19 protein-coding genes are annotated in these 19599 nt (G+C 68.0%); 18 read left to right on the top strand and 1 reads right to left on the bottom strand.

What is annotated here, in order from left to right; all coding sequences use genetic code 11:
- Positions 1-114 precede the first annotated feature (114 nt).
- Entirely contained in the window at positions 115-1308 is a 1194-nt protein-coding gene (locus tag AZH51_RS13475) for an MFS transporter (RefSeq protein ID WP_291525140.1), read from the top strand.
- 92 nt (positions 1309-1400) lie between these two features.
- On the opposite strand, the gene AZH51_RS13470 is transcribed toward AZH51_RS13475, so the two are convergent.
- The gene (locus tag AZH51_RS13470; protein WP_291525138.1) at positions 1401-1973 is read right to left on the bottom strand and encodes a PadR family transcriptional regulator; all 573 of its coding nucleotides are present in this window, start codon (positions 1971-1973) and stop codon (positions 1401-1403) included.
- A gap of 16 nt (positions 1974-1989) precedes the next feature.
- Here AZH51_RS13470 and AZH51_RS13465 point away from each other — a divergent pair, with 16 nt between their 5' ends.
- The 17 genes from AZH51_RS13465 to tyrS all read left to right on the top strand — a co-directional run bounded on the left by AZH51_RS13465 (position 1990) and on the right by tyrS (position 19149).
- Complete coding sequence (locus AZH51_RS13465) at positions 1990-2796, top strand: alpha/beta hydrolase (RefSeq protein ID WP_291525136.1); 807 nt, start codon at positions 1990-1992, stop codon at positions 2794-2796.
- A gap of 31 nt (positions 2797-2827) precedes the next feature.
- Complete coding sequence (locus AZH51_RS13460) at positions 2828-4045, top strand: crosslink repair DNA glycosylase YcaQ family protein (protein WP_291525134.1); 1218 nt, start codon at positions 2828-2830, stop codon at positions 4043-4045.
- A 119-nt stretch (positions 4046-4164) separates the two neighbouring features.
- Complete coding sequence (gene infC / locus AZH51_RS13455; RefSeq protein WP_291525132.1) at positions 4165-4860, top strand: translation initiation factor IF-3; 696 nt, start codon at positions 4165-4167, stop codon at positions 4858-4860.
- Between the two features lie 88 nt (positions 4861-4948).
- Entirely contained in the window at positions 4949-5143 is a 195-nt protein-coding gene (gene rpmI, locus AZH51_RS13450) for a 50S ribosomal protein L35 (protein ID WP_109684804.1), read from the top strand.
- 34 nt (positions 5144-5177) lie between these two features.
- Positions 5178-5552, top strand: coding sequence for a 50S ribosomal protein L20 (gene rplT, locus AZH51_RS13445; RefSeq protein ID WP_291525128.1), 375 nt, complete (start codon positions 5178-5180; stop codon positions 5550-5552).
- Between the two features lie 34 nt (positions 5553-5586).
- The gene (locus AZH51_RS13440) at positions 5587-6390 is read left to right on the top strand and encodes an RNA methyltransferase (RefSeq protein WP_291525127.1); all 804 of its coding nucleotides are present in this window, start codon (positions 5587-5589) and stop codon (positions 6388-6390) included.
- An 11-nt stretch (positions 6391-6401) separates the two neighbouring features.
- Positions 6402-7496: a phenylalanine--tRNA ligase subunit alpha gene (gene pheS / locus AZH51_RS13435; RefSeq protein ID WP_291525124.1), complete on the top strand. Its 1095-nt coding sequence runs from the start codon at positions 6402-6404 to the stop codon at positions 7494-7496.
- On the top strand, positions 7496-10018 hold the full coding sequence (gene pheT, locus AZH51_RS13430) for a phenylalanine--tRNA ligase subunit beta (protein ID WP_291525122.1): 2523 nt from the start codon (positions 7496-7498) through the stop codon (positions 10016-10018). The genes pheS and pheT overlap by 1 nt, the downstream gene beginning before the upstream one ends.
- A 30-nt stretch (positions 10019-10048) precedes the next feature.
- Complete coding sequence (gene argC / locus AZH51_RS13425) at positions 10049-11095, top strand: N-acetyl-gamma-glutamyl-phosphate reductase (RefSeq protein ID WP_291525120.1); 1047 nt, start codon at positions 10049-10051, stop codon at positions 11093-11095.
- A complete protein-coding gene (argJ, locus tag AZH51_RS13420; protein ID WP_291525118.1) occupies positions 11092-12243 on the top strand; it encodes a bifunctional glutamate N-acetyltransferase/amino-acid acetyltransferase ArgJ in 1152 nt (383 codons plus the stop codon). Before argC ends, argJ begins: the two co-directional genes overlap by 4 nt.
- Entirely contained in the window at positions 12240-13172 is a 933-nt protein-coding gene (gene argB / locus AZH51_RS13415) for an acetylglutamate kinase (RefSeq protein WP_291525116.1), read from the top strand. Before argJ ends, argB begins: the two co-directional genes overlap by 4 nt.
- The gene (locus tag AZH51_RS13410; RefSeq protein WP_291525113.1) at positions 13165-14355 is read left to right on the top strand and encodes an acetylornithine transaminase; all 1191 of its coding nucleotides are present in this window, start codon (positions 13165-13167) and stop codon (positions 14353-14355) included. The genes argB and AZH51_RS13410 overlap by 8 nt, the downstream gene beginning before the upstream one ends.
- Positions 14355-15287 carry an ornithine carbamoyltransferase gene (gene argF / locus AZH51_RS13405; RefSeq protein WP_291525111.1) on the top strand — a complete coding sequence of 311 codons (933 nt, stop codon included), beginning with the start codon at positions 14355-14357 and terminating at the stop codon, positions 15285-15287. Before AZH51_RS13410 ends, argF begins: the two co-directional genes overlap by 1 nt.
- A complete protein-coding gene (locus AZH51_RS13400; RefSeq protein ID WP_291525109.1) occupies positions 15284-15778 on the top strand; it encodes an arginine repressor in 495 nt (164 codons plus the stop codon). Before argF ends, AZH51_RS13400 begins: the two co-directional genes overlap by 4 nt.
- Before the next feature lie 11 nt (positions 15779-15789).
- Positions 15790-17220 carry an argininosuccinate lyase gene (gene argH, locus AZH51_RS13395; protein WP_291525107.1) on the top strand — a complete coding sequence of 477 codons (1431 nt, stop codon included), beginning with the start codon at positions 15790-15792 and terminating at the stop codon, positions 17218-17220.
- A gap of 1 nt (position 17221) precedes the next feature.
- Positions 17222-17845, top strand: coding sequence for a DNA-3-methyladenine glycosylase (locus tag AZH51_RS13390; RefSeq protein WP_291525105.1), 624 nt, complete (start codon positions 17222-17224; stop codon positions 17843-17845).
- 41 nt (positions 17846-17886) lie between these two features.
- The gene (gene tyrS, locus AZH51_RS13385) at positions 17887-19149 is read left to right on the top strand and encodes a tyrosine--tRNA ligase (RefSeq protein WP_291525103.1); all 1263 of its coding nucleotides are present in this window, start codon (positions 17887-17889) and stop codon (positions 19147-19149) included.
- Positions 19150-19599: the final 450 nt, after the last annotated feature.

The raw sequence follows: 19599 nt of genomic DNA, 5'->3' as shown, positions 1-19599 counted from the left end.
ATGGGTGGGCCGAAGTGGCTGTCGGTGGCCGCGGGAATGATCGCGAGTGCACCGTCGTTCCGCATCCTGGAAAACAGTTGCACATCGAAGTTTCGAAATGGAAGTATCTCCCGCATGTCCCTGCAGCCCTATCAGCGCGTCCTGTCGATCCGCGACGCCCGTCGCGTGTTGTTGCTGGGATTCCTGCTGCGGATGCCGATCTTCAGCGCCGGAATCATCCTGACCCTGCACGTCGTAACCCACCTGGGTCACAGCTATGCGGACGCCGGACTCGTGGCGGCCGCGGCGACGATCGCCATTGCGATCTCCGGGCCGTGGCGCGGCCGGTTGCTGGACCGGATGGGGCTGCGGCGGGTACTGCTTCCCTCCATGATCGTCAGCGCGATCTGCTGGTCCATCGCACCCTTCGTGGGGTATGTCCCGCTGCTGGTGCTCGCGGTGATCGGTGGACTCTTCGTCGTGCCGACCTTCTCGATCATCCGTCAGGGTGTCATCGCCGCGGTGCCCGATGACCAGCGGCGTACGGCGTTGTCCCTGGACGGGATGTCCGTCGAGTTGGCGTTCATGATCGGGCCCGTCGTCGTGGTCTGGCTGACCACGTTCCTGCCCACCTCGTGGGTGCTGTTCGGGATCGAGATGCTCGGCGTCGTACTTGCCTCGGTGTTGTGGTGGGCCAACCCGGCGCTTCGGTCCGCAGAGGTCGACGAGTCAGAGGTCGGTGCGACCAGTCGGCGCTCGTGGTTCCGGGTGCCGTTCATCGCCATCTGTCTGGCGGCGACGGCGTCCACCATCGTGCTCGGCGGATCCGACGTGGCCATCGTTGCGGCCATGCGGCACTGGGACGCCGTGTCGCAGTTGGCCGTCGTGCTGATCCCGTGGAGCTTCGGCTCGCTGGTCGGCGGCCTCGTCTATGGGGCGATGTCGCGCGGTTTCTCCCCGTTCATCCTGCTGTTGATGCTGGCGCTGACGACTGTGCCGATGGCGTTCGCGCCGAACCTGTGGGTGTTCGCTGTGCTCGCGGTGTTCTCCGGGCTCTTCTGTGCGCCGACCATCACGGCCACGGTGGACGCGGTCAGCCGCGTCGTTCCCGCGGCGGCCCGTGGCGAGGCGATGGGCTGGCACGGTTCCTTCATGACCGCCGGCTCGGCGCTCGGTGCCCCGCTGGCAGGGATCGCCATCGACGCCGGCGGCTTCGGCGCCGGCCTGCTGGTGGTGTCGATCATCGGCGCCGTGATCGCGCTCGGTGGTGGGACAGCCCTGCTGGCCCGGTCGCGGGTGCTGCGGGCACGTCACGCCCTGGTGGCCTGACGCGCTCCCGACTGGCCCGGGCCTCGTCGGCTTCGGATACGGATGGCCGGTTGTCTGCGCGAAAACCAGCCATCCATGACCAGACCCGACGGTCAATCGGTGTTCAACTGACGCAGTAGCCAGTCGCACCACTGGATCCGGCCGTGCCGGAAGATCATGCCCGCCTGCACCGTGGCGTAGCTGGCGAAGTCCGGATGGCCCGGATCGTTGGTGTGGCCGTCGGTGGCGATCTCCTCGGCAATGGCGGTGTAGACCGCCAGCCGCTGGATGCTGTCGTCGCGCGCTTCCTCGATCAGCGTCCGGGCCGCGGCACGGTCGATGGTCCATAACGAGTGCACCCGCAGCAGCAGCGGATCACGGTCCTCATGCGGTTCGGGAGCAGTGCTCACCCAGGCTTCGAGCGATCGGCGACCCGCGGCAGTGAGTGAATAGCGTTTGGTGTCACGCGGTCCGGCGCCGGCGACGACCCGATGCCGGATGAGACCGTCGGCCTCGAGTTGCTGCAACTTGCCGTAGACCTGACTGTGCTGCCACGTCCAGTAGAAGCTGATGGTGCGCTGCATCCGTTGCGACAGGTCATAGCCGGTGCCCGGTGCTCGGGCCAGCATCCCGAGAACGGCGTACCCCAACAAGGAGGTCCCAGTTCTGCCCTTCTGCTCTCGCATATGTCAATCTTGACATATGCGTGCCCTTCCGGCTCTGGTCCTGGCTCTGCTGATCGCTGGCCTCGCTGCCGGGTGCGGAAGTGGCAGCGCCGGTCCGCCGGCCACGCAGTCTGTGTCGCCCACGATTGCGGCCACCAGCTCGAATGCGCCTGCGGCCGTGGTTGATCCGGCAACCCGCTGCAAGGTGAAGGCCCCCGGTAAGGCGGTGGTCACCAGCGTGCCCGTGACCGGGGGCGGCCTGACAGTGGCCTCAGTCGGGGCGGGGCGACGGGTCGGCGTCCTGTTGCACCAGTCCGACGGCGACCTGTGTCAGTGGTGGCCGTACGCCGCTCGGTGGGCGCGCGGCGACATCCGCCTCATCGTCGTTGACCAGTGCGGCTTCGGTCAGTCGCAATGCACCGCGACACCGCGGCAGCAGGTGGATGCCCTGGTCGCCTTCGCCCGGCGCAGCCCCACGACGTCGGTGACCCTGGTGGGGGCGTCCATGGGTGGCACGATCGCGCTGGCCGAGGGTCAGCCGGCCGGTGCCGACGCCGTCGTCGACCTGTCCGGACCGCCCACCTGGTACGACGAAACGCCCGCCGAGCAGGCCGCCGCCCGCACCACCGTTCCGCTGCTGGTCGCGTGCAGTGCCACCGACACAAATGTCTCGCCAAGCACGTTGCAAGCAGCGGTCCAGGCATCGCCCGCCCGGCCGAAGTTGTTCAGCAGCAAGCAGCGTGGTCATGGCGTCGACATGTTGGTCGATCTCGACGGCCAGCCGACCCCGCTCGCGGGTCTCGTGCGCGACTGGATCGCCGGCGATCGGCGTACGTCGATCTGAGACTGTCCGTGCTCACCGTTACCTTGGCGGGGTGAGCGATGAGATCTCCCTGTCCCAGGCGCGGCGGATCGCTCTCGCGGCCCAGGGCTTCCTTGATCCGCCGCACGCCGCGCCCACGATGCGCACCCTGGAGCGCACGGTCGCCCGCACCGGTGTCCTGCAGATCGACTCGGTCAACGTGCTCGCCCGGGCGCACCTGATGCCGCTGTTCTCCCGGATGGGTCCCTACGACACGGCGCTCCTGCACCGGGCAACCTCGACCAGGCCGCGGCGGCTGGTCGAGTACTGGGCGCATTGCGCCGCCTACATGCCGGTCGACCTCTGGCCGTACATGCAGCACCGGATGGCCCGCTACCGCGCCAAAGGCTCCCGCGTCGAGCGCGAGCAGCCCGCACTCCTGGAGCAGGTCCTGGACCGGATCCGTCGAGAGGGAGCCGCCACACCCCGGCAGTTGGACGACGGCAGCGAGCGCAGCAAGGAGAACTGGGGCTGGAACTGGTCGGCGACCCAGGAGGCCCTGGACTACTTATGGATCGTGGGGGAGTTGGCCGTCGCCGAGCGCAACGCGCAGTTCGAGCGGATCTTCGACCTGCCCCAGCGGGTCATTCCGCCCGCGGTCCTCGATCAGCCGACGCCCAGCGACGAGGAAGCGCACCGTGAGCTGATCCGCCGCGCCGCCCGATCCCTCGGTGTGGCAACGGAACTCACGCTGCAGGACTACTACCGGATGCACCACACCCAGACCAAACCGGCGATCGCAACGTTGGTCGAGTCCGGTGAGCTACGCGAAGTGCGGGTGCAGGGCTGGAAACAGCCCGCCTACCTCGATCCGCAGGCCCGGATCCCTCGCCGGATGAGCGCCCAGGCGCTGCTGAGCCCGTTCGATCCCGTTGTCTGGTACCGCCCGCGCAGCGAGGCGCTCTTCGACTTCCACTACCGGATCGAGATCTACACCCCGGCTGCCAAGCGCGTGCACGGCTACTACGTGCTGCCGTTCCTGCTCGGTGACCGGGTCGTGGCCCGGGTGGATCTCAAAGCCGATCGGCGAGGTGGTCGCCTCCTGGTCCACGCGGCGTACGCCGAGTCGCACGCCCCAGCCCACACCGCCGAGGCGATGGCGCAGGAATTGCGCCGCCTGGCCGGTTGGCTCGGACTGGAGGACATCGCAGTCACGCTGCGCGGCGATCTGGCGGCCGCGCTGCACTCCTCGATTTCAGGGCAGGGCGCAGTCGCTGGTAACCTTGGATAACCGACCGGTGCGTCAGCATCGGTGTGCAAGAGAAGTCCCGAACTTCCACCTGAGTCGACAGGCATGTCGCCAGGTCCGGTGTGAGCAGCAGTCCGCCACTCGGCGTACTTGATGCTTGCATGCTTTTTGGGCTCCTCGCGCACTTCGGTGACGAGGAGCCCTTCTTCGTCTCCGGGTGGTACACCGCGAACGACGAAGGAGTAGACATCAGCGTCGAGCCTCGTATTAACGACCGCATCCGGGTTCCCGAGGTGCGGTTGGTCGGGCCGAACGGCGAACAGGTCGGCATCGTCCGTGTGGAGGATGCGTTGCGCCTGGCCGCGGAGGCAGATCTCGATCTGGTCGAGGTCGCCCCGATGGCAAAGCCGCCCGTTGCCAAGCTCATGGACTACGGCAAGTTCAAGTACGAAGCCGCGGTCAAGGCACGCGAAGCACGCAAGAACCAGGTCAACACGGTCATCAAGGAGATCAAACTCCGGCCGAAGATCGACCCGCATGACTACGGCACCAAGAAGGGCCACGTCGAGCGGTTCCTCTCCGCCGGTGACAAGGTCAAGGTGACGATCATGTTCCGCGGTCGCGAGCAGTCCCGTCCCGAACTGGGTTTCCGGTTGCTGCAGAAGCTGGCCGAGGACGTCGCGGACCTGGGCTTCGTCGAGAGTTCGCCCAAGCAGGACGGGCGCAACATGGTGATGGTGCTGGGTCCGACCAAGAAGAAGGCCGAGGCCCGCGCGGAGAACCGTCGCCGTCGCGAACAGCAGGAGCCGGCGCAGGCAGCTGACGCCGCGCCCAGCGAGCAGAACCAACCGGCCTGAGCCGGACACAGACCTCCGGCCCCGGCCGGTAGACACAGAGCGCAGCCCACCGGCTGCGACACAGCACGAGCCAGAAGGAGATCGGCCCATGCCGAAGAACAAGACGCACAGCGGTGCGAAGAAGCGGTTCCGGGTCACCGGTTCCGGCAAGATCATGCGCCAGCGCGCACGCCACGTGCACAAGTTCCAGGAGCGCAGCAGCAGCGACGCGCGCCGGTTGGTCAACGACGTCGTCGTTGCACCGGCCGACACCAAGGCCGTCAAGCGTCTGCTCGGCAAGTAATTCCCGATCTTTACCAGCTAGAAGGAGTACTCACGTGGCACGCGTGAAGCGGGCGGTCAACGCCCAGAAGAAGCGCCGGACAGTCCTGGAGCAGGCCAGCGGTTACCGCGGCCAGCGCTCGCGGCTCTACCGCAAGGCCAAGGAGCAGGTCACCCACTCGATGGGTTACAGCTACCGCGACCGCCGGGCGCGCAAGGGCGACTTCCGTCGCCTGTGGATCCAGCGCATCAACGCTGGCGCCCGCGCCAACGGCATCACCTACAACCGGTTCATCCAGGGCCTGAAGGCCGCGGAGATCGAGGTCGACCGTCGCATGCTGGCCGAGCTGGCCGTCAACGACGCGCCCGCCTTCGCCGCTCTGGTCGAGATCGCCAAGGCCAACGTCCCGGCCGCCGCGCCGGCCGCCTGAGCCTGCACACCCTGCCGGAACGCCGGCCCACCCCGTGCTGACCAATCCCCGCGCTGAGCGGGTGCGGTCGGTCCGGGCGCTGGGTCGGCGTTCTGCACGTGAACGGGCCGGCCGCTTCGTGGCCGAAGGCCCGCAGGCCGCCCGCGAATTACTCGCCTTCGCGCCCAGGACGGTGCTGGAGGTGTACGTCGATAGCAGCGTCCCCGAGCGCACCGCCGAGTTCCGATCGGAGCCGCTGGGCGTCCCGCTGCACGAGTGCAGCCCCGAGGTTTTCGCAGCACTGGTCGACACCGCGCACCCACAGGGGATTCTGGCGGTGGCCCGGCCGATCGACGTACCTCTGGAGCAGGCCCTGGACGGCGACGGCGGTTTCGTCGTCGTACTGTCCAACGTCCGCGACCCCGGCAACGCCGGCACGGTCATCCGGGGCGCTGACGCCGCCGGTGCTGCCGCGGTGATTGTGAGCGACTCGAGCGTCGACATCTACAACCCCAAGGTCGTCCGCTCGACGGCCGGGTCCCTGTGGCACCTGCCGATCAGCATCGGCCACCCCGTCGAGACGATCATCGACGCCTGCCGGGACGCCGGCCTGAGAGTCCTGGCTGCGGACGGTGCCGGTGAGGTGCTGCTACCCGACGCCGATCTGACTGGCCGCCATGCCTGGTTGATGGGCAACGAGGCCTGGGGCCTGCCGCAGGAGGTGCGGGACCTGTGCGACGAGGTCGTTCGGGTGCCGATCTACGGGCACGCCGAATCCCTCAACCTCGCGATGGCCGCCACCGTGTGCATGTACGCCAGCGCTGATACTCAGCGGCGGGGCACCCCGGCGGTTCCGTAGACTGGCTGATCGTGTCCGGTCCCAACACTTCATACGACCCGGTCGAGGTCTCCGCGCTCGATCCTGCAGCGATCGACGAAGCGGTCTCGGCTGCGCTGACGGCGATCGCCGGGGCCAGCAGCCTCGATGACCTCAAGGCGGTGCGGATCGCGCACGCCGGGGACAAGTCGCCGCTGGCGCTGGCCAACCGCGAGATCGGCGCGCTGCCGCCGACGGCGAAGGCCGAGGCCGGCAAACGCGTGGGTCAGGCGCGAGGCCGGGTGGGTCACGCCCTCAAGGAGCGGCAGAGCGAACTCGAGGAAGAGCGCGACCAGCGGATCCTGATCGACGAAGCAGTCGACATGACCCTCGTGCCGCGGCGCGAACCCCTGGGTCACCGGCACCCGACCGAACTCATGGGCACCCGGATCGCCGACATCATGGTCGGGATGGGCTGGGAGATCGCCGAAGGCCCGGAGATCGAGGCCGAGTGGTTCAACTTCGATGCGTTGAACTTCGATGTCGACCACCCGGCCCGGCAGATGCAGGACACCTTCTATGTGGACCCGCCATCAGCCGGACTGGTGCTGCGCACGCACACCTCACCGATCCAGGCGCGGGCGATGCTCGAGCGCGGCGCGCCGCTGTACGTCGCCTGCATCGGGCGGGTCTTCCGCACCGATGAACTCGACGCGACCCACATGCCTGCCTTCCACCAGGTCGAGGGTCTGGCTGTCGACGAAGGCATCACGATGGCGAACCTCAAGGGCACCCTGGACCGCCTGGCCAGCGAGCTCTTCGGTGAGGGCATCACCACGCGCCTGCGCCCGTCGTACTTCCCCTTCACCGAGCCCAGCGCCGAGATGGACCTGCGCTGCTTCGTCTGTCGCGGCACCGACCCGGACTGCCGGGCGTGCAGCGGCACCGGCTGGATCGAGTGGGGTGGCTGCGGCATGGTCAACCAGAACGTGTTGCGCGCGTGCGGCATCGACACCGACCGGTTCAGCGGCTTCGCCTTCGGGATGGGCGTGGACCGCGCGCTGATGTTCCGCACCGGGGTGGCCGACATGCGCGAAATGATCGAGGGTGACGTGCGTTTCGACGCGCAGTTCGGATTGGAGATCTGATGCGGGTTCCGCTCGATTGGCTGGGGGAGTACGTCGATCTGGCGCCGGGCGTGCGCGGCGCGGACGTGGCCGCCTCGCTGGTGAAGGTCGGTCTGGAGGAAGAAGGTCTGCACGGCGGCGACCTGACCGGGCCGCTGGTGGTCGGCAAGGTGCTGACCCAGGAGCCGGAGCCACAGAAGAACGGCAAGGTCATCAACTGGTGCACCGTCGACGTCGGTGACGCTAACGGGACCGGTGAGCCGCAGGGCATCGTCTGCGGCGCGCACAACTTCGCCGCCGGCGACTTCGTGGTCGTCGTGCTGCCCGGCGCGGTGCTGCCCGGTGGTTTCGCGATCGCGGCTCGCAAGACGTACGGCCACGTCTCCGCCGGAATGATCTGCGCCGCAGACGAACTCGGGCTACCCGACGACGGCTCCGGTGGGATCATCCGGTTGGCGGAGCGGCTCCCCGGGGTGGACCTGACCCCTGGCCAGGACGCGATCGCCCTGCTCGGTCTGGATCGTGAGACGGTCGAGATCAACGTGACGCCCGACCGCGGCTACTGCTTCAGTCTGCGGGGCGTTGCCCGCGAGTACTCGCACGCGACCGGTGCCACCTTCACCGACCCGGTGACCGCTCTCGCGCAGCGTGCCCCGGCCGCGAACGACAGTGGCTTCCCCGTCCGGCTGGATGACCGGGCCCCTATCCGTGATCGGGTCGGTTGCAGCCGGTACGTCGCGCGCATCGTCCGCGGCGTCGACCCCTCCGCGCCGTCCCCGGCGTGGTTGGCCACCCGCCTCACCGAAGCCGGCATGCGACCCATCTCGCTACCGGTGGACGTCACCAACTACGTGATGCTGGCCCTGGGTCAGCCGCTGCACGCGTTCGACCTGGCGACCGTGCGCGGCGGCATCACCGTCCGTCGCGCCGCACCGGGGGAGACTCTGAAAACCCTCGACGGTGTTGAGCGCACCCTCTTCGACGAGGACCTGGTCATCGCCGACGACGAGAAGGCGGTCGCCATCGCCGGGACGATGGGCGGGGAGGCGACCGAGGTCACCGATGCGACCACCGACATCCTGATCGAAGCAGCGCGGTTCGACCAGACGTCCGTGGCGCGATCCGCCCGGCGGCACAAGCTGCCGTCAGAAGCGGCCAAGCGCTTCGAGCGCGGGGTGGACCCGCAGATTGCCGCTGCCGCAGCGCAATTCGCGGTCGACCTGCTGGTCGAGTACGGCGGTGGAACCGCCGACGATGGGGTCACCGACGTCCAGCTCCCATTGCCGCAGACCGTCATCGACTTCGACCCTGCAGACGCCGGCCGACTCGTCGGGGTGCCGTACACGGCCACCCAGGTGATCGACGTACTCCACGAGATCGGTTGCACCGTCGACGGATCCGGCGACACCCTGCACGTCTCACCCCCCTCGTGGCGGCCGGATCTGACCACCGGTCCCGACCTGATCGAAGAGGTCGCCCGGATCCGCGGTTACGAGCAGATCCCTTCCATCCTGCCGACCCCGCCCGGCGGTCGCGGGCTGACCCACGGCCAGGAAGTGCGGCGGCTGGTCGCGAACGTGCTCGCCGCCCGCGGGTTCAACGAAGTCTGGTCCGCACCGTTCGTGGGAGACGACGTCCACGAGGCGTTCGGCTGGGACCCGACGCAGGCCCGCGCCCGCACCGTGTCGCTGATCAATCCGCTGTCGGACGAGCAGCCGTTGTTCCGGATCAGTCTGCTCACGACGATGGTGGATATCCTGCGGCGCAACGTCGCTCGCGGTTTCTCCGATGTCGCGATCTTCGAACTGGGGCTCGTCGCCGCGATCGACGGGCCGTTGACGCAGGCGCCGTACAGCCCGGTCGGCGTGCATCCCACGAGCGAGGTCCTGGATGCGATCCGGGGTTCGGTCCCGCCGCAGCCCCGGCAGTTGGCCTTCCTGCTCACCGGTGACCGCACGCCCGCGGGCTGGACCGGCCCGGGTCGCCCGGCCGACTGGACCGACACCCTGGAGACGGTGCAGGCCCTCGGCGCGGCGCTGGCCGTCCCGTTGACGGTGACCCCGGAAGCGACCGCACCCTTCCATCCCGGCCGCAGCGGGCGGGTCGAGGCCGCCGACGGCACCTTCCTGGGTCACGTCGGTGAGTTGCACCCCAAGACCCTGCAGCGGCTGGGTCTTCCGCCGCGGGTCGTCGGAGGTCAGTTGTTGCTGGACGAACTCATCCGCCTCAGCGAGAACACCCCGCAGGCCACGGCGCTGTCCGTGATGCCGATGGCCGATTCCGATGTCGCGCTGCTCGTCGACGCCGCAGTGCCCGCTGGCGATGTGGAGACCGCGCTGCGCGAAGGTGCCGGCGACCTGCTGGAATCCATCGAGTTGTTCGATGTCTATGAGGGCGAGCGGATCGAGCCGGGGAAGAAGTCACTGGCCTACCGGCTGGTCTTCCGTGCCCCGGACCGCACGCTGAAGACCGAGGAGGTCAACGCGTTCCGGGACGCGGCCGTCGCACGGGCTGCTTCGGCCGTCGGCGCGGTGCAACGGTAGCTGCATGAATCTGCGTGACTGTGTATAGTCATGCAGGTGTTTTCAGTTGCCGTGGCAGGAGCCAGCGGATACGCCGGCGGTGAGATCCTGCGCCTCCTCCTGGGCCATCCGCAGGTGCGTATCGGTGCGTTGACCGCCGGATCGTCGGCAGGCTCCCGTCTGGGCGACCTGCAGCCGCACCTGGCTCCGCTGGCGGATGTCGTTCTTCAGGAGACGAATCCGCAGGTGCTCTCCGGTCATGACGTAGTGTTCCTGGCTCTGCCGCACGGCACGTCCGCCGCGGTGGCCGAGCAACTGCCCGACACCGTCGTCATCGACGCGGGCGCGGACTTCCGACTCACCGACGCGGGCGCCTGGGAGCAGTTCTACGGCTCGGATCACGCCGGGTCCTGGCCCTACGGACTGCCGGAACTACTGACCGGTCCGGACACCAAACAGCGGTCCGCGCTGCAGGGCGCCCAGCGGATCGCCGTACCCGGGTGCTATCCGACAGGGACCTCGCTCGGGCTCGCTCCCGCCTTCGCGGCGGGGATCGTGGCCCGCCGCGACGTGGTCATCGTCGCGGCCAGTGGCACCTCCGGTGCCGGCAAGTCCCTCAAACCGCATCTGCTCGGCGCAGAGGTGATGGGTTCGATGAGTCCGTACGGCGTGGGCGGCGTCCATCGGCACACCCCCGAGATCGAGCAGAACCTCTCGCTCGCCGCTGGATCACCCGTCACGGTGTCCTTCACCCCGACGCTGGCGCCGATGCCCCGCGGCATCCTCGCGACCTGCTCGGCGCCCCTGTCCGCTGGCGTCGATCTGGCGCAGGTCCGGGAGGTCTACGAGAAGGCCTACGGCAGCGAACCGTTCGTGCACCTGCTGCCGGAGGGACAGTGGCCGACCACGGGTGCCGTCCTCGGCTCGAACAACGTGCAACTGCAGGTCGCCGTCGATGAGCGGGTTGGGCGGCTGATCGTCATCAGCGCGATCGACAATCTGACCAAAGGTACGGCGGGTGGTGCCGTCCAGAGCATGAATCTCGCCCTGGGCCTCGAGGAGACCCTGGGGCTTCCCACGACAGGGGTATCGCCGTGAGTGTCACTGCAGCACAGGGGTTCCGGGCCAGCGGGGTGACTGCCGGGCTGAAGCCGAGCGGGAGGCCGGACGTCGCTCTCGTCGTCAACGACGGCCCCGATCATCACGCGGCGGCGGTCTTCACGAGCAACCGGGTCTGTGCCGCCCCGGTGACCTGGAGCAAGCAGGTCGTGACGGACGGCCGGGTGGACGCGGTGGTGCTGAACTCCGGCGGTGCCAATGCGATCACCGGCAGCCAGGGTTTCCTGGACACGCACCGCACCGCCGAGCAGGTGGCCGAGGTCACCGGGCTCTCCGCCGGTGATGTCGTGGTCTGCTCGACCGGACTCATCGGCGAACTGCTGCCGATGCCGAAGCTGTCCGCTGGCATCGCCGAGGCCGGCCAGCAGCTCACCGCTGATGGTGGCGCAGCCGCTGCCGAAGCCATCATGACCACGGACACAGTGGCCAAAACCGCTGTGGTGCAGGGCAACGGCTGGGTCGTCGGCGGCATGGCCAAAGGGGCCGGCATGTTGGCGCCGGCTCTGGCCACGATGCTCGTAGTCCTCACCACGGACGCGGTGGTCGACGATCAGGTGCTGGACGGCGTACTGCGATCGGCCACGCACGTGACGTTCGACCGGATCGACTCCGACGGGTGCCAGTCCACCAACGACACAGTGTTGCTGATGTCCTCCGGTGCCAGTGGCATCCGGCCCACGACCGAGGAACTCGCCGGTGCCGTCACCCAGTGCTGCGCCGACCTGGCGCGTCAGTTGATCGGCGACGCAGAAGGCGCGGCGCACGATATCGCGATAGAGGTGCGCACGGCCGCGAGCGAGGACGATGCCCTGGAAGTGGCCCGCGCGATCGCCCGCAACAACCTGTTCAAGTGCGCGATCTTCGGCCGCGATCCGAACTGGGGGCGGGTGCTTGCGGCCGTCGGTACGACCAAGGCGGCCTTCGTGCCCGAGCAGCTGGCCGTCAGCATGAACGGCGTGCAGGTCTGCCGCGACGGGGGAGTGGGCGACGACCGTTCGTTGGTCGACCTGTCCGGCCGCGAGGTGCACCTGGTGGTTGATCTCAACGCGGGGGCAGAGACGGTCACCGTGTGGACGAACGATCTGACGCACGACTACGTGCACGAGAACTCGGCGTATTCGACATGAGCGCCGACGAGGTCAAGAAGCAACGCCCACCGACTGATCTGAGCGTCGCCGCGGGCAAGGCAGCGACGCTGGTCGAAGCGCTGCCGTGGCTGCAGCGGTTCCAGGATGCCCTCGTGGTGGTGAAATACGGCGGCAACGCCATGACCGACGAGACCCTCAAGGCCGCGTTCGCCCAGGACGTTGCCTTCATGCGGTACGCCGGTCTGCGGGTGGTCGTGGTGCACGGCGGCGGACCGCAGATCCAGGCGATGCTCGACCGCGTCGGCCTGGTCTCTGAGTTCAAGGGCGGCCTGCGGGTGACCACCCCGGAGGTCATGGACATCGTCCGGATGGTGCTGACCGGTCAGGTCTCGCGGGAGTTGATCAACCTGATCAACGCGCACGGCGCCCTGGCCGTGGGACTGTCCGGTGAGGACGGCTCGCTGTTCGGTGCACGTCGCCGCGGTGCGCTGGTGGACGGTGAGACCGTCGACATCGGCCTGGTCGGCGACGTTGTCACCGTGAACCCGGCTGCCGTGCGAGATCTGTTGCGAGCCGGTCGGATTCCGGTGGTGTCCTCGATCGCGCCCGATCTGGACAACGAGGGGGACGTGCTCAACGTCAACGCGGACACCGCAGCCAGTGCGCTGGCCGTGGCTCTCGGCGCTCACAAGCTGGTGGTTCTCACTGATGTCGAAGGCGTCTACGACAACTGGCCCGACCGGGACTCCCTGCTGTCGTCACTGCCGGTGGACCGCGCGGAACAGCTTCTGCAACGAGTGGATTCGGGCATGGTCCCCAAACTGGAAGCGTGCGTGCGCGCGATCCGCGGCGGCGTCCCGCAAGCGCACGTCATCGACGGACGCGCGCCGCACTCGTTGTTGCTCGAAGTCTTCACCGATGCCGGTATCGGCACCATGGTGCTCCCCGAGGAGGGAATGGATGACTGACCACCTGACCAATGACGGTCTGCTCGATCGCTATCAGGCCAGCCTGCTCGGAGTCTTCGGCCGCCCGCCGCTGGTCCTTAGCCACGGATCTGGTTGCTACGTATGGGATGTCGAAGGTAACAAGTATCTCGACCTGGTCGGTGGGCTCGCGGTCAGTTCACTCGGCCACGGGCACCCCGCGTTGGTGAGTGCCATCTCCAAGCAGGCCGGTGAGGCGCTGCACGTCTCCAACCTGTTCACCTCCCCGGGGCAGATCGCATTGGCCGAGCGGCTGTTGGATCTCAGCAAGGCGCCGGACGGGTCCAAGGTTTTCTTCGCCAACTCCGGCGCGGAGGCCATCGAAGCAGCCATCAAACTCAGCCGCCGCACCGGGCGCACGGGGATCGTGGCCGCCGAGGGCGCCTTCCACGGCCGCACCACGGGGGCGCTGGCGCTGACCTACAAACCGGCGTACCGCGAGCCCTTCGAACCGCTCATCCCGGGTGTCTCTCACGTGCCCTACGGAAACGTCGATGCTCTGCGTGCGGCGGTGTCGCAGGAGACCGGCGCAGTGGTCCTCGAACCGATCCAGGGCGAGGCCGGGGTGATCGCACCGGATGCTGGCTATCTGCGCGCTGCTCGCGAGATCACTACTGCTGCAGGTGCTTTGCTCATCGTCGATGAGATCCAGAGCGGCATCGGCCGCACCGGTCGCTGGTTCGGGTATGAGCATGAGGAGGTCCGTCCGGACGCGATCACGCTGGCCAAAGGCCTGGGTGGTGGCGTGCCGATCGGAGCACTGGTCACCTTCGGTGCTGCGGTGTCGGATCTGCTCACCGTCGGACAGCACGGCTCGACCTTCGGCGGCAACCCCCTGGCAGCCGCGGCCGGCCTGGCTGTCCTGGAGACCATCGAGGAGCAGGAGCTGGTGGGCAACGCCCAACGCATGGGTGAGTACCTCACGCAGCAGGTGACGACGCTGCGCCACCCGCTGATCACCGGCGTGCGGGGAGCGGGCCTGCTGCGCGCGATCACCCTGGCCGAGCCGGTGTCCGCCCAGGTCGCCGAGCGGGCGCGTGACCGCGGCATCATCATCAACCCGGTGGCACCCGACGCGCTGCGCCTGGCTCCGCCGCTGATCATCGGAACCACCGAGATCGACCAGTTCGTCGGCGCGCTGCCGGACCTGCTGGAGGTGGCGTGATGGTGCGGCACTTCCTGCGCGACGACGACATCACAGCCGCCGAGCAGGCGCAGATCCTCACGCGCGCAGCCGAACTCAAAAAGGAGCGGTTCGCCAGCCGGGTGTTGGCAGGGCCCCGGTCGGTCGCATTGATCTTCGACAAGCCGACGTTGCGGACGCAGTTGTCGTTCAGCACCGGGGTCGTGGAGTTGGGTGGCTACCCGATGGTGGTGGACGGCAAGCTGGCCCAGATCGGCACCCGTGAATCCATCCCGGACGTCGCCCGGGTGGTCGGCCGACAGGTGTCGGCGATCGTGTGGCGCACCTACGCCCAGGAGCGCCTCGAACAGATGAGCCAGTTCGTGGATGTCCCCGTCGTCAACGCGCTGACCGACGACTTCCACCCCTGCCAGATCCTGGCCGACCTGTTGACGATCACCGAGCACAAGGGCGCCCTACCCGGTCTGACGATGACGTACGTCGGCGACTGCGCCAACAACATGGCCAACTCCTACCTGCTCGGCGGTGCGTTGGCCGGTCTGCACGTGCGCCTCGCCGGCCCCGGTACCCACCAACCGGCCCCTGAGATCGTCTCCCGGGCAACCGGACTCGCTGCATCGACGGGCGGGAGCGTCCAGATCGGGACTGACGCCGTCGCGGCCGTGACGGGAGCGGACGTGGTCATCACCGACACCTGGGTCTCGATGGGGATGGAGGACGAGGCAGGCGAGCGGAAGGGCACGGACTCCCCGTTCGCGCCGTACGCGCTGACCTCCGACCTCATGACGTACGCCGCGCCCGACGCCATCGCGATGCATTGCCTGCCCGCCTACCGGGGTTTCGAGATCGAGGCGGCAGTGATCGACGGGCCGCAGTCGGTCGTCTGGGACGAGGCCGAGAACCGGTTGCACGCGCAGAAGGCGCTGCTGGAGTTCCTGTTGGAGCAGGGATGATCGTCGCCACCCGCACCGGCCGTCAGCAGCGGATCGCCCAGATCATCGCCAGCCAGATGATCCGCTCACAGACCCAACTCGCCGAGCAGCTGGCGCTGGACGGAGTCGATGTCACCCAGGCGACCCTGTCGCGCGATCTGGTCGAACTCGGCGCGGTGAAGGTGCGCCGCGGCAGGGATCTGGTTTACGCCGTCCCCGGCGAAGGCGGTGACCCGGCCCCGCGCGCCGGCGGCGAGGACATCGAGGCGCCGACCGACCGTCTCCGGCGGGTGGCCGGCGAGCTCCTGGTCACCGCCGTCGGTGCCACCAACCAGGTCGTCGTGCGGACTCCGGCGGGTGCCGCGAGTTTCCTGGCCTCAGCCATCGATCACGCCGGGCTGCCGTCGGTGCTCGGAACGATCGCCGGCGATGACACGATCTTGATCATCACCGAGTCCAAGAGCGCTGCGACCCGCCTGGTGCGCACGCTGCTCGAACTCGCACAGCAGTAGGAGGAGTCCGCGTGAACACCGATGGCAATCTCGCCTTGTGGGGTGGCCGCTTCGCCGGCGGGCCGGCCGATGCCCTGGCCGCACTGTCCAAATCCACCCATTTCGATTGGCGCCTGGCCGAATTCGATATCGCCGGCTCACGGGCGCACGCCCGTGTTCTGCACGCGGCGGGCCTGCTGGACGACGAGGGGCTCACCGCGATGCTGGCCGGTCTCGACCAGTTGCTGACCGACGTGCGTTCTGGTGAGTTCACTCCTGCGCCCGGTGACGAGGACGTCCACACTGCGTTGGAGCGCGGCTTGATCGAACGCGCTGGTGCCGACGTCGGCGGACGGTTGCGGGCCGGTCGCTCGCGCAACGACCAGATTGCCACGCTGTTCCGGATGTACCTGCGTGCGCACGCCCGCTCCGTCGCGGCGTTGCTGCTGGACGTGGTGGACGCGCTGCTCGGCCAGGCGCAGGCGCACCTCGGGGTGGCGATGCCCGGGCGCACCCACCTGCAGCACGCCCAGCCGGTGCTGCTGTCCCATCACCTCCAGGCGCACGCGTGGGCACTGCTGCGCGACGTGGACCGGTTGCGCGACTGGGATCGGCGCGCCGACGAGTCGCCCTACGGCTCAGGGGCATTGGCTGGTTCGTCGCTGGGTCTGGATCCGCTGTCAGTGGCGCAGGACCTGGGCTTCACCCGCAGTAGTGCCAACTCGATCGACGGGACTGCCGGTCGTGATTTCGCCGCCGAGTTCGCCTTCGTGGCCGCGATGGCCGCGGTCGACGTGTCCCGGCTCGCCGAGGAGATCGTGCTGTGGGCGACCAAGGAGTTCTCCTTCGTCACGCTCGACGATGCCTACTCGACGGGCTCGAGCATCATGCCGCAGAAGAAGAACCCCGATGTGGCGGAGTTGGCCCGCGGCAAGGCGGGCCGTCTGGTCGGCGACCTGGCCGGACTGCTGACGACTCTCAAGGCGCTGCCACTGGCCTACAACCGCGACCTGCAGGAGGACAAGGAGCCGGTCTTCGACGCGGTGGACACTCTCGAGGTGCTGCTGCCGGCAGTGAGCGGAATGGTCGCGACGTTGACCTTCAACACCGAACGTCTGGAATCGCTTGCGCCGCAGGGGTTCGCGCTGGCGACGGACATCGCGGAGTGGCTCGTTCGTGAGGGAGTCCCGTTCCGGGTCGCGCACGAAGTGGCCGGTGCGTGCGTGCGGGAGTGCGAGGAGCGCGGCATCGAGCTCTGGGACCTGACCGACGCGGACCTGGCGGCGATCAATCCCAACCTGACCCCCGACGTACGCCGAGTGCTCACCGTCGAGGGCTCGCTCGCCTCCCGCGACGCCACCGGTGGGACTGCTCCGGCACGGGTCGAGGAACAGCTGGCGCAGGCGACGAAGACCTCGCAGGAGTACCGGACCTGGGCCGACGAACTGCCGCAGATCCGCTGACGTGCCTCTCGACGTACCTCTGCTGCTGGACCAGACCCGGGCGCTGCTCGGCGCGCAGCTGTCCCACGCGGGAGTCACCGTGCGCATCACGGAGGTCGAGGCGTACGCCGGGGAGGTCGACCCCGGCTCGCACGCCTTCCGCGGCCGCACGAACCGCAACGCGGTCATGTTCGGTCCGCCACGGCACTTGTACGTCTACTTCACCTACGGAATGCACCACTGCGCCAACATCGTTCTGTCGCAAAACGGTTCGGCCGCCGCGGCGCTGATCCGGTCCGGCGAGATCGTCGACGGGATCGACATCGCCCGGGGGCGGCGGGGCGCCGTCACCGACCGGGACCTGGCGCGCGGGCCGGCCAGATTGGCGCAGGCGTTGGGGCTCACCCTTGCGGACAATGGCGCGCCGGTCGTGTCCTCACGTGGCGATGAGCATGCGGTGATCCTGCACGAGGCGGCGCCGGCGACGGCAATCGAATCCGGACCACGGGTCGGCGTCCGCGGGGCCGGCGGTGACGGCACGCTGTTCCCCTGGCGGTTCTGGCTGGCCGGTGACCCGTTCGTCTCCGCCTACCGTCCGGCAGGTGAGAATAGAGCGCGCCGGGCCACTCGGCGTACGCCAAGCTGACCAGGCAGTCAGCCATCTTCGACAGACAGGACAACACGATCGTGAGCGACTTTTTCGACGAGCTGCAGTGGCGGGGACTGGTGGCGGAGACCACCGACGAGTCCGCGCTGCGCAAGGCACTCGCCGACGGGCCGATCACGGTCTATTGCGGGTTCGACCCCAGTGCGCCGTCATTGCACTTCGGCAACTTCGTGCAGTTGTCGGTCCTGCGGCGGATGCAGGCCGCTGGTCACCGGGTGATCTGCCTGGTCGGCGGCTCGACCGGTCTGATCGGTGACCCCAAGCCGGACTCCGAGCGGGTGCTGCAGAGCAAGGAGACGATCGCGCAGTCGGTCGACCGGATCAAGGCGCTCGTCGGGCCGCTTCTGGCTTTCGACGGTGACAACCCCGCCATCCTGGTGAACAACCTCGACTGGACGGCGCCGCTCAGTGCGCTGGACTTCCTGCGCGACATCGGCCAGCACTTCCGGGTCAACACGATGATTCGCAAGGAAGCGGTCGCGCGCCGGTTGGAGAGCGAACAGGGGATCTCCTACACGGAGTTCAGCTACCAGATCCTGCAGGCGATGGACTACCTGGAGTTGTTCCGCGCCCACAACTGCACGCGGGAGATCGGCGGCAGTGACCAGGGGGGAAACATCACCGCCGGTGTCGATCTGGTGCACCGGGTGGAGGGCAAGACGGTGCATGCGCTGGCCACGCCGCTGCTGACCGACTCCACGGGGCGCAAGTTCGGCAAGTCCGAAGGCAATGCCGTGTGGCTGTCGGCGGACATGACCACGCCGTACGCCTTCTACCAGTACTTCCTCAACACCGAGGATGCCTCGGTCATCAGCCTGCTCAAGGCATTGACGGATCTGCGGCGGGCAGAGATCGAGGATTTGGAGCGACAGGTGGAGCAGGAGCCCTTCCGCCGGGCCGCGCAGCGCACGCTGGCCGAGCAGGTCACGACGTTGGTGCACGGCCAGGCGGCAACGGATGCGGTGAAGGCGGCCTCCGAAGCGCTGTTCGGCAAGGGCGACATCACGGCGCTGGACGCGGACACCCTGCGGGGTGCCACGAACGAACTGCCGGGCGCCGACGTGCCACCGGGCACCGAGCTGGTCGATGCGTTGGTGGCGGTGGGGATCGCCGACAGCCGTAACGCCGCCCGGCGCCTAGTCACCGAGGGTGGGATCTCGCTGAACAACGCAAAGGTCGATTCGATCACCGCGGTGCTGGAGGAGAAGGACTACCTGCATGATCGCGTGGCCCTGCTCAAACGCGGCCGCAAGCACCAGGCAGCGGCTCGGATGCCGCGCTGACCTGCGGTTTCCCACTCTGCGGCGGGTGGCTGCTCACATCGTGGGGGGGCACCCCCCCCGTTTTGGCGCCATCGGCCTCGTCGCGTAATGTTCACGGGGTTGCCAGGGAGGCACGGACAGCCGGAAGGCTGGCCGGTCCCGGCTCATCGCCCCGCTTCGTGGGCACCTTCCAAGTCTCGAGTACGACGATTCGTCGCGCTCGCGTGGACCTGCAGATCCGCTCGGATCGGGCGGAAAAGCGGATTTGGAAAGTCGCAAGTAGCGGTGGTAAGTTTTAGAAGTTGCCTCGGTGAGAAACCCGCAAGGGAAGATCACGGTGGACAGCGTGTTTCTTGAGAACTCAATAGTGTGTCGAGTGATTGATGCCAATTGTTTTTTGATTGGTTGTCAGCGAATAATTGTTGCCTGACGTTTTTGACGTTGGGTGCTCTTGTCGAGTTTGATTGCCAG

This window comes from Branchiibius sp. NY16-3462-2, assembly GCF_001594145.1.
GTDB lineage: Bacteria > Actinomycetota > Actinomycetes > Actinomycetales > Dermatophilaceae > Branchiibius.
Note: the sequence above shows the minus strand (reverse complement) of the source record. Positions and strands in the feature narration are given on the sequence as shown.

Bases quoted from the DNA above. Each gene is read 5' to 3' on its own strand.
- AZH51_RS13475 (WP_291525140.1), top strand. From the start codon at position 115: ATGTCCCTGCAGCCCTATCAGCGCGTCCTGTCGATCCGCGACGCCCGT.
- AZH51_RS13470 (WP_291525138.1), bottom strand. From the start codon at position 1,973: ATGCGAGAGCAGAAGGGCAGAACTGGGACCTCCTTGTTGGGGTACGCC.
- AZH51_RS13465 (WP_291525136.1), top strand. From the start codon at position 1,990: ATGCGTGCCCTTCCGGCTCTGGTCCTGGCTCTGCTGATCGCTGGCCTC.
- infC (WP_291525132.1), top strand. From the start codon at position 4,165: ATGCTTTTTGGGCTCCTCGCGCACTTCGGTGACGAGGAGCCCTTCTTC.
- rpmI (WP_109684804.1), top strand. From the start codon at position 4,949: ATGCCGAAGAACAAGACGCACAGCGGTGCGAAGAAGCGGTTCCGGGTC.
- pheT (WP_291525122.1), top strand. From the start codon at position 7,496: ATGCGGGTTCCGCTCGATTGGCTGGGGGAGTACGTCGATCTGGCGCCG.
- argC (WP_291525120.1), top strand. From the start codon at position 10,049: ATGCAGGTGTTTTCAGTTGCCGTGGCAGGAGCCAGCGGATACGCCGGC.
- argB (WP_291525116.1), top strand. From the start codon at position 12,240: ATGAGCGCCGACGAGGTCAAGAAGCAACGCCCACCGACTGATCTGAGC.
- AZH51_RS13410 (WP_291525113.1), top strand. From the start codon at position 13,165: ATGACTGACCACCTGACCAATGACGGTCTGCTCGATCGCTATCAGGCC.
- argF (WP_291525111.1), top strand. From the start codon at position 14,355: ATGGTGCGGCACTTCCTGCGCGACGACGACATCACAGCCGCCGAGCAG.
- AZH51_RS13400 (WP_291525109.1), top strand. From the start codon at position 15,284: ATGATCGTCGCCACCCGCACCGGCCGTCAGCAGCGGATCGCCCAGATC.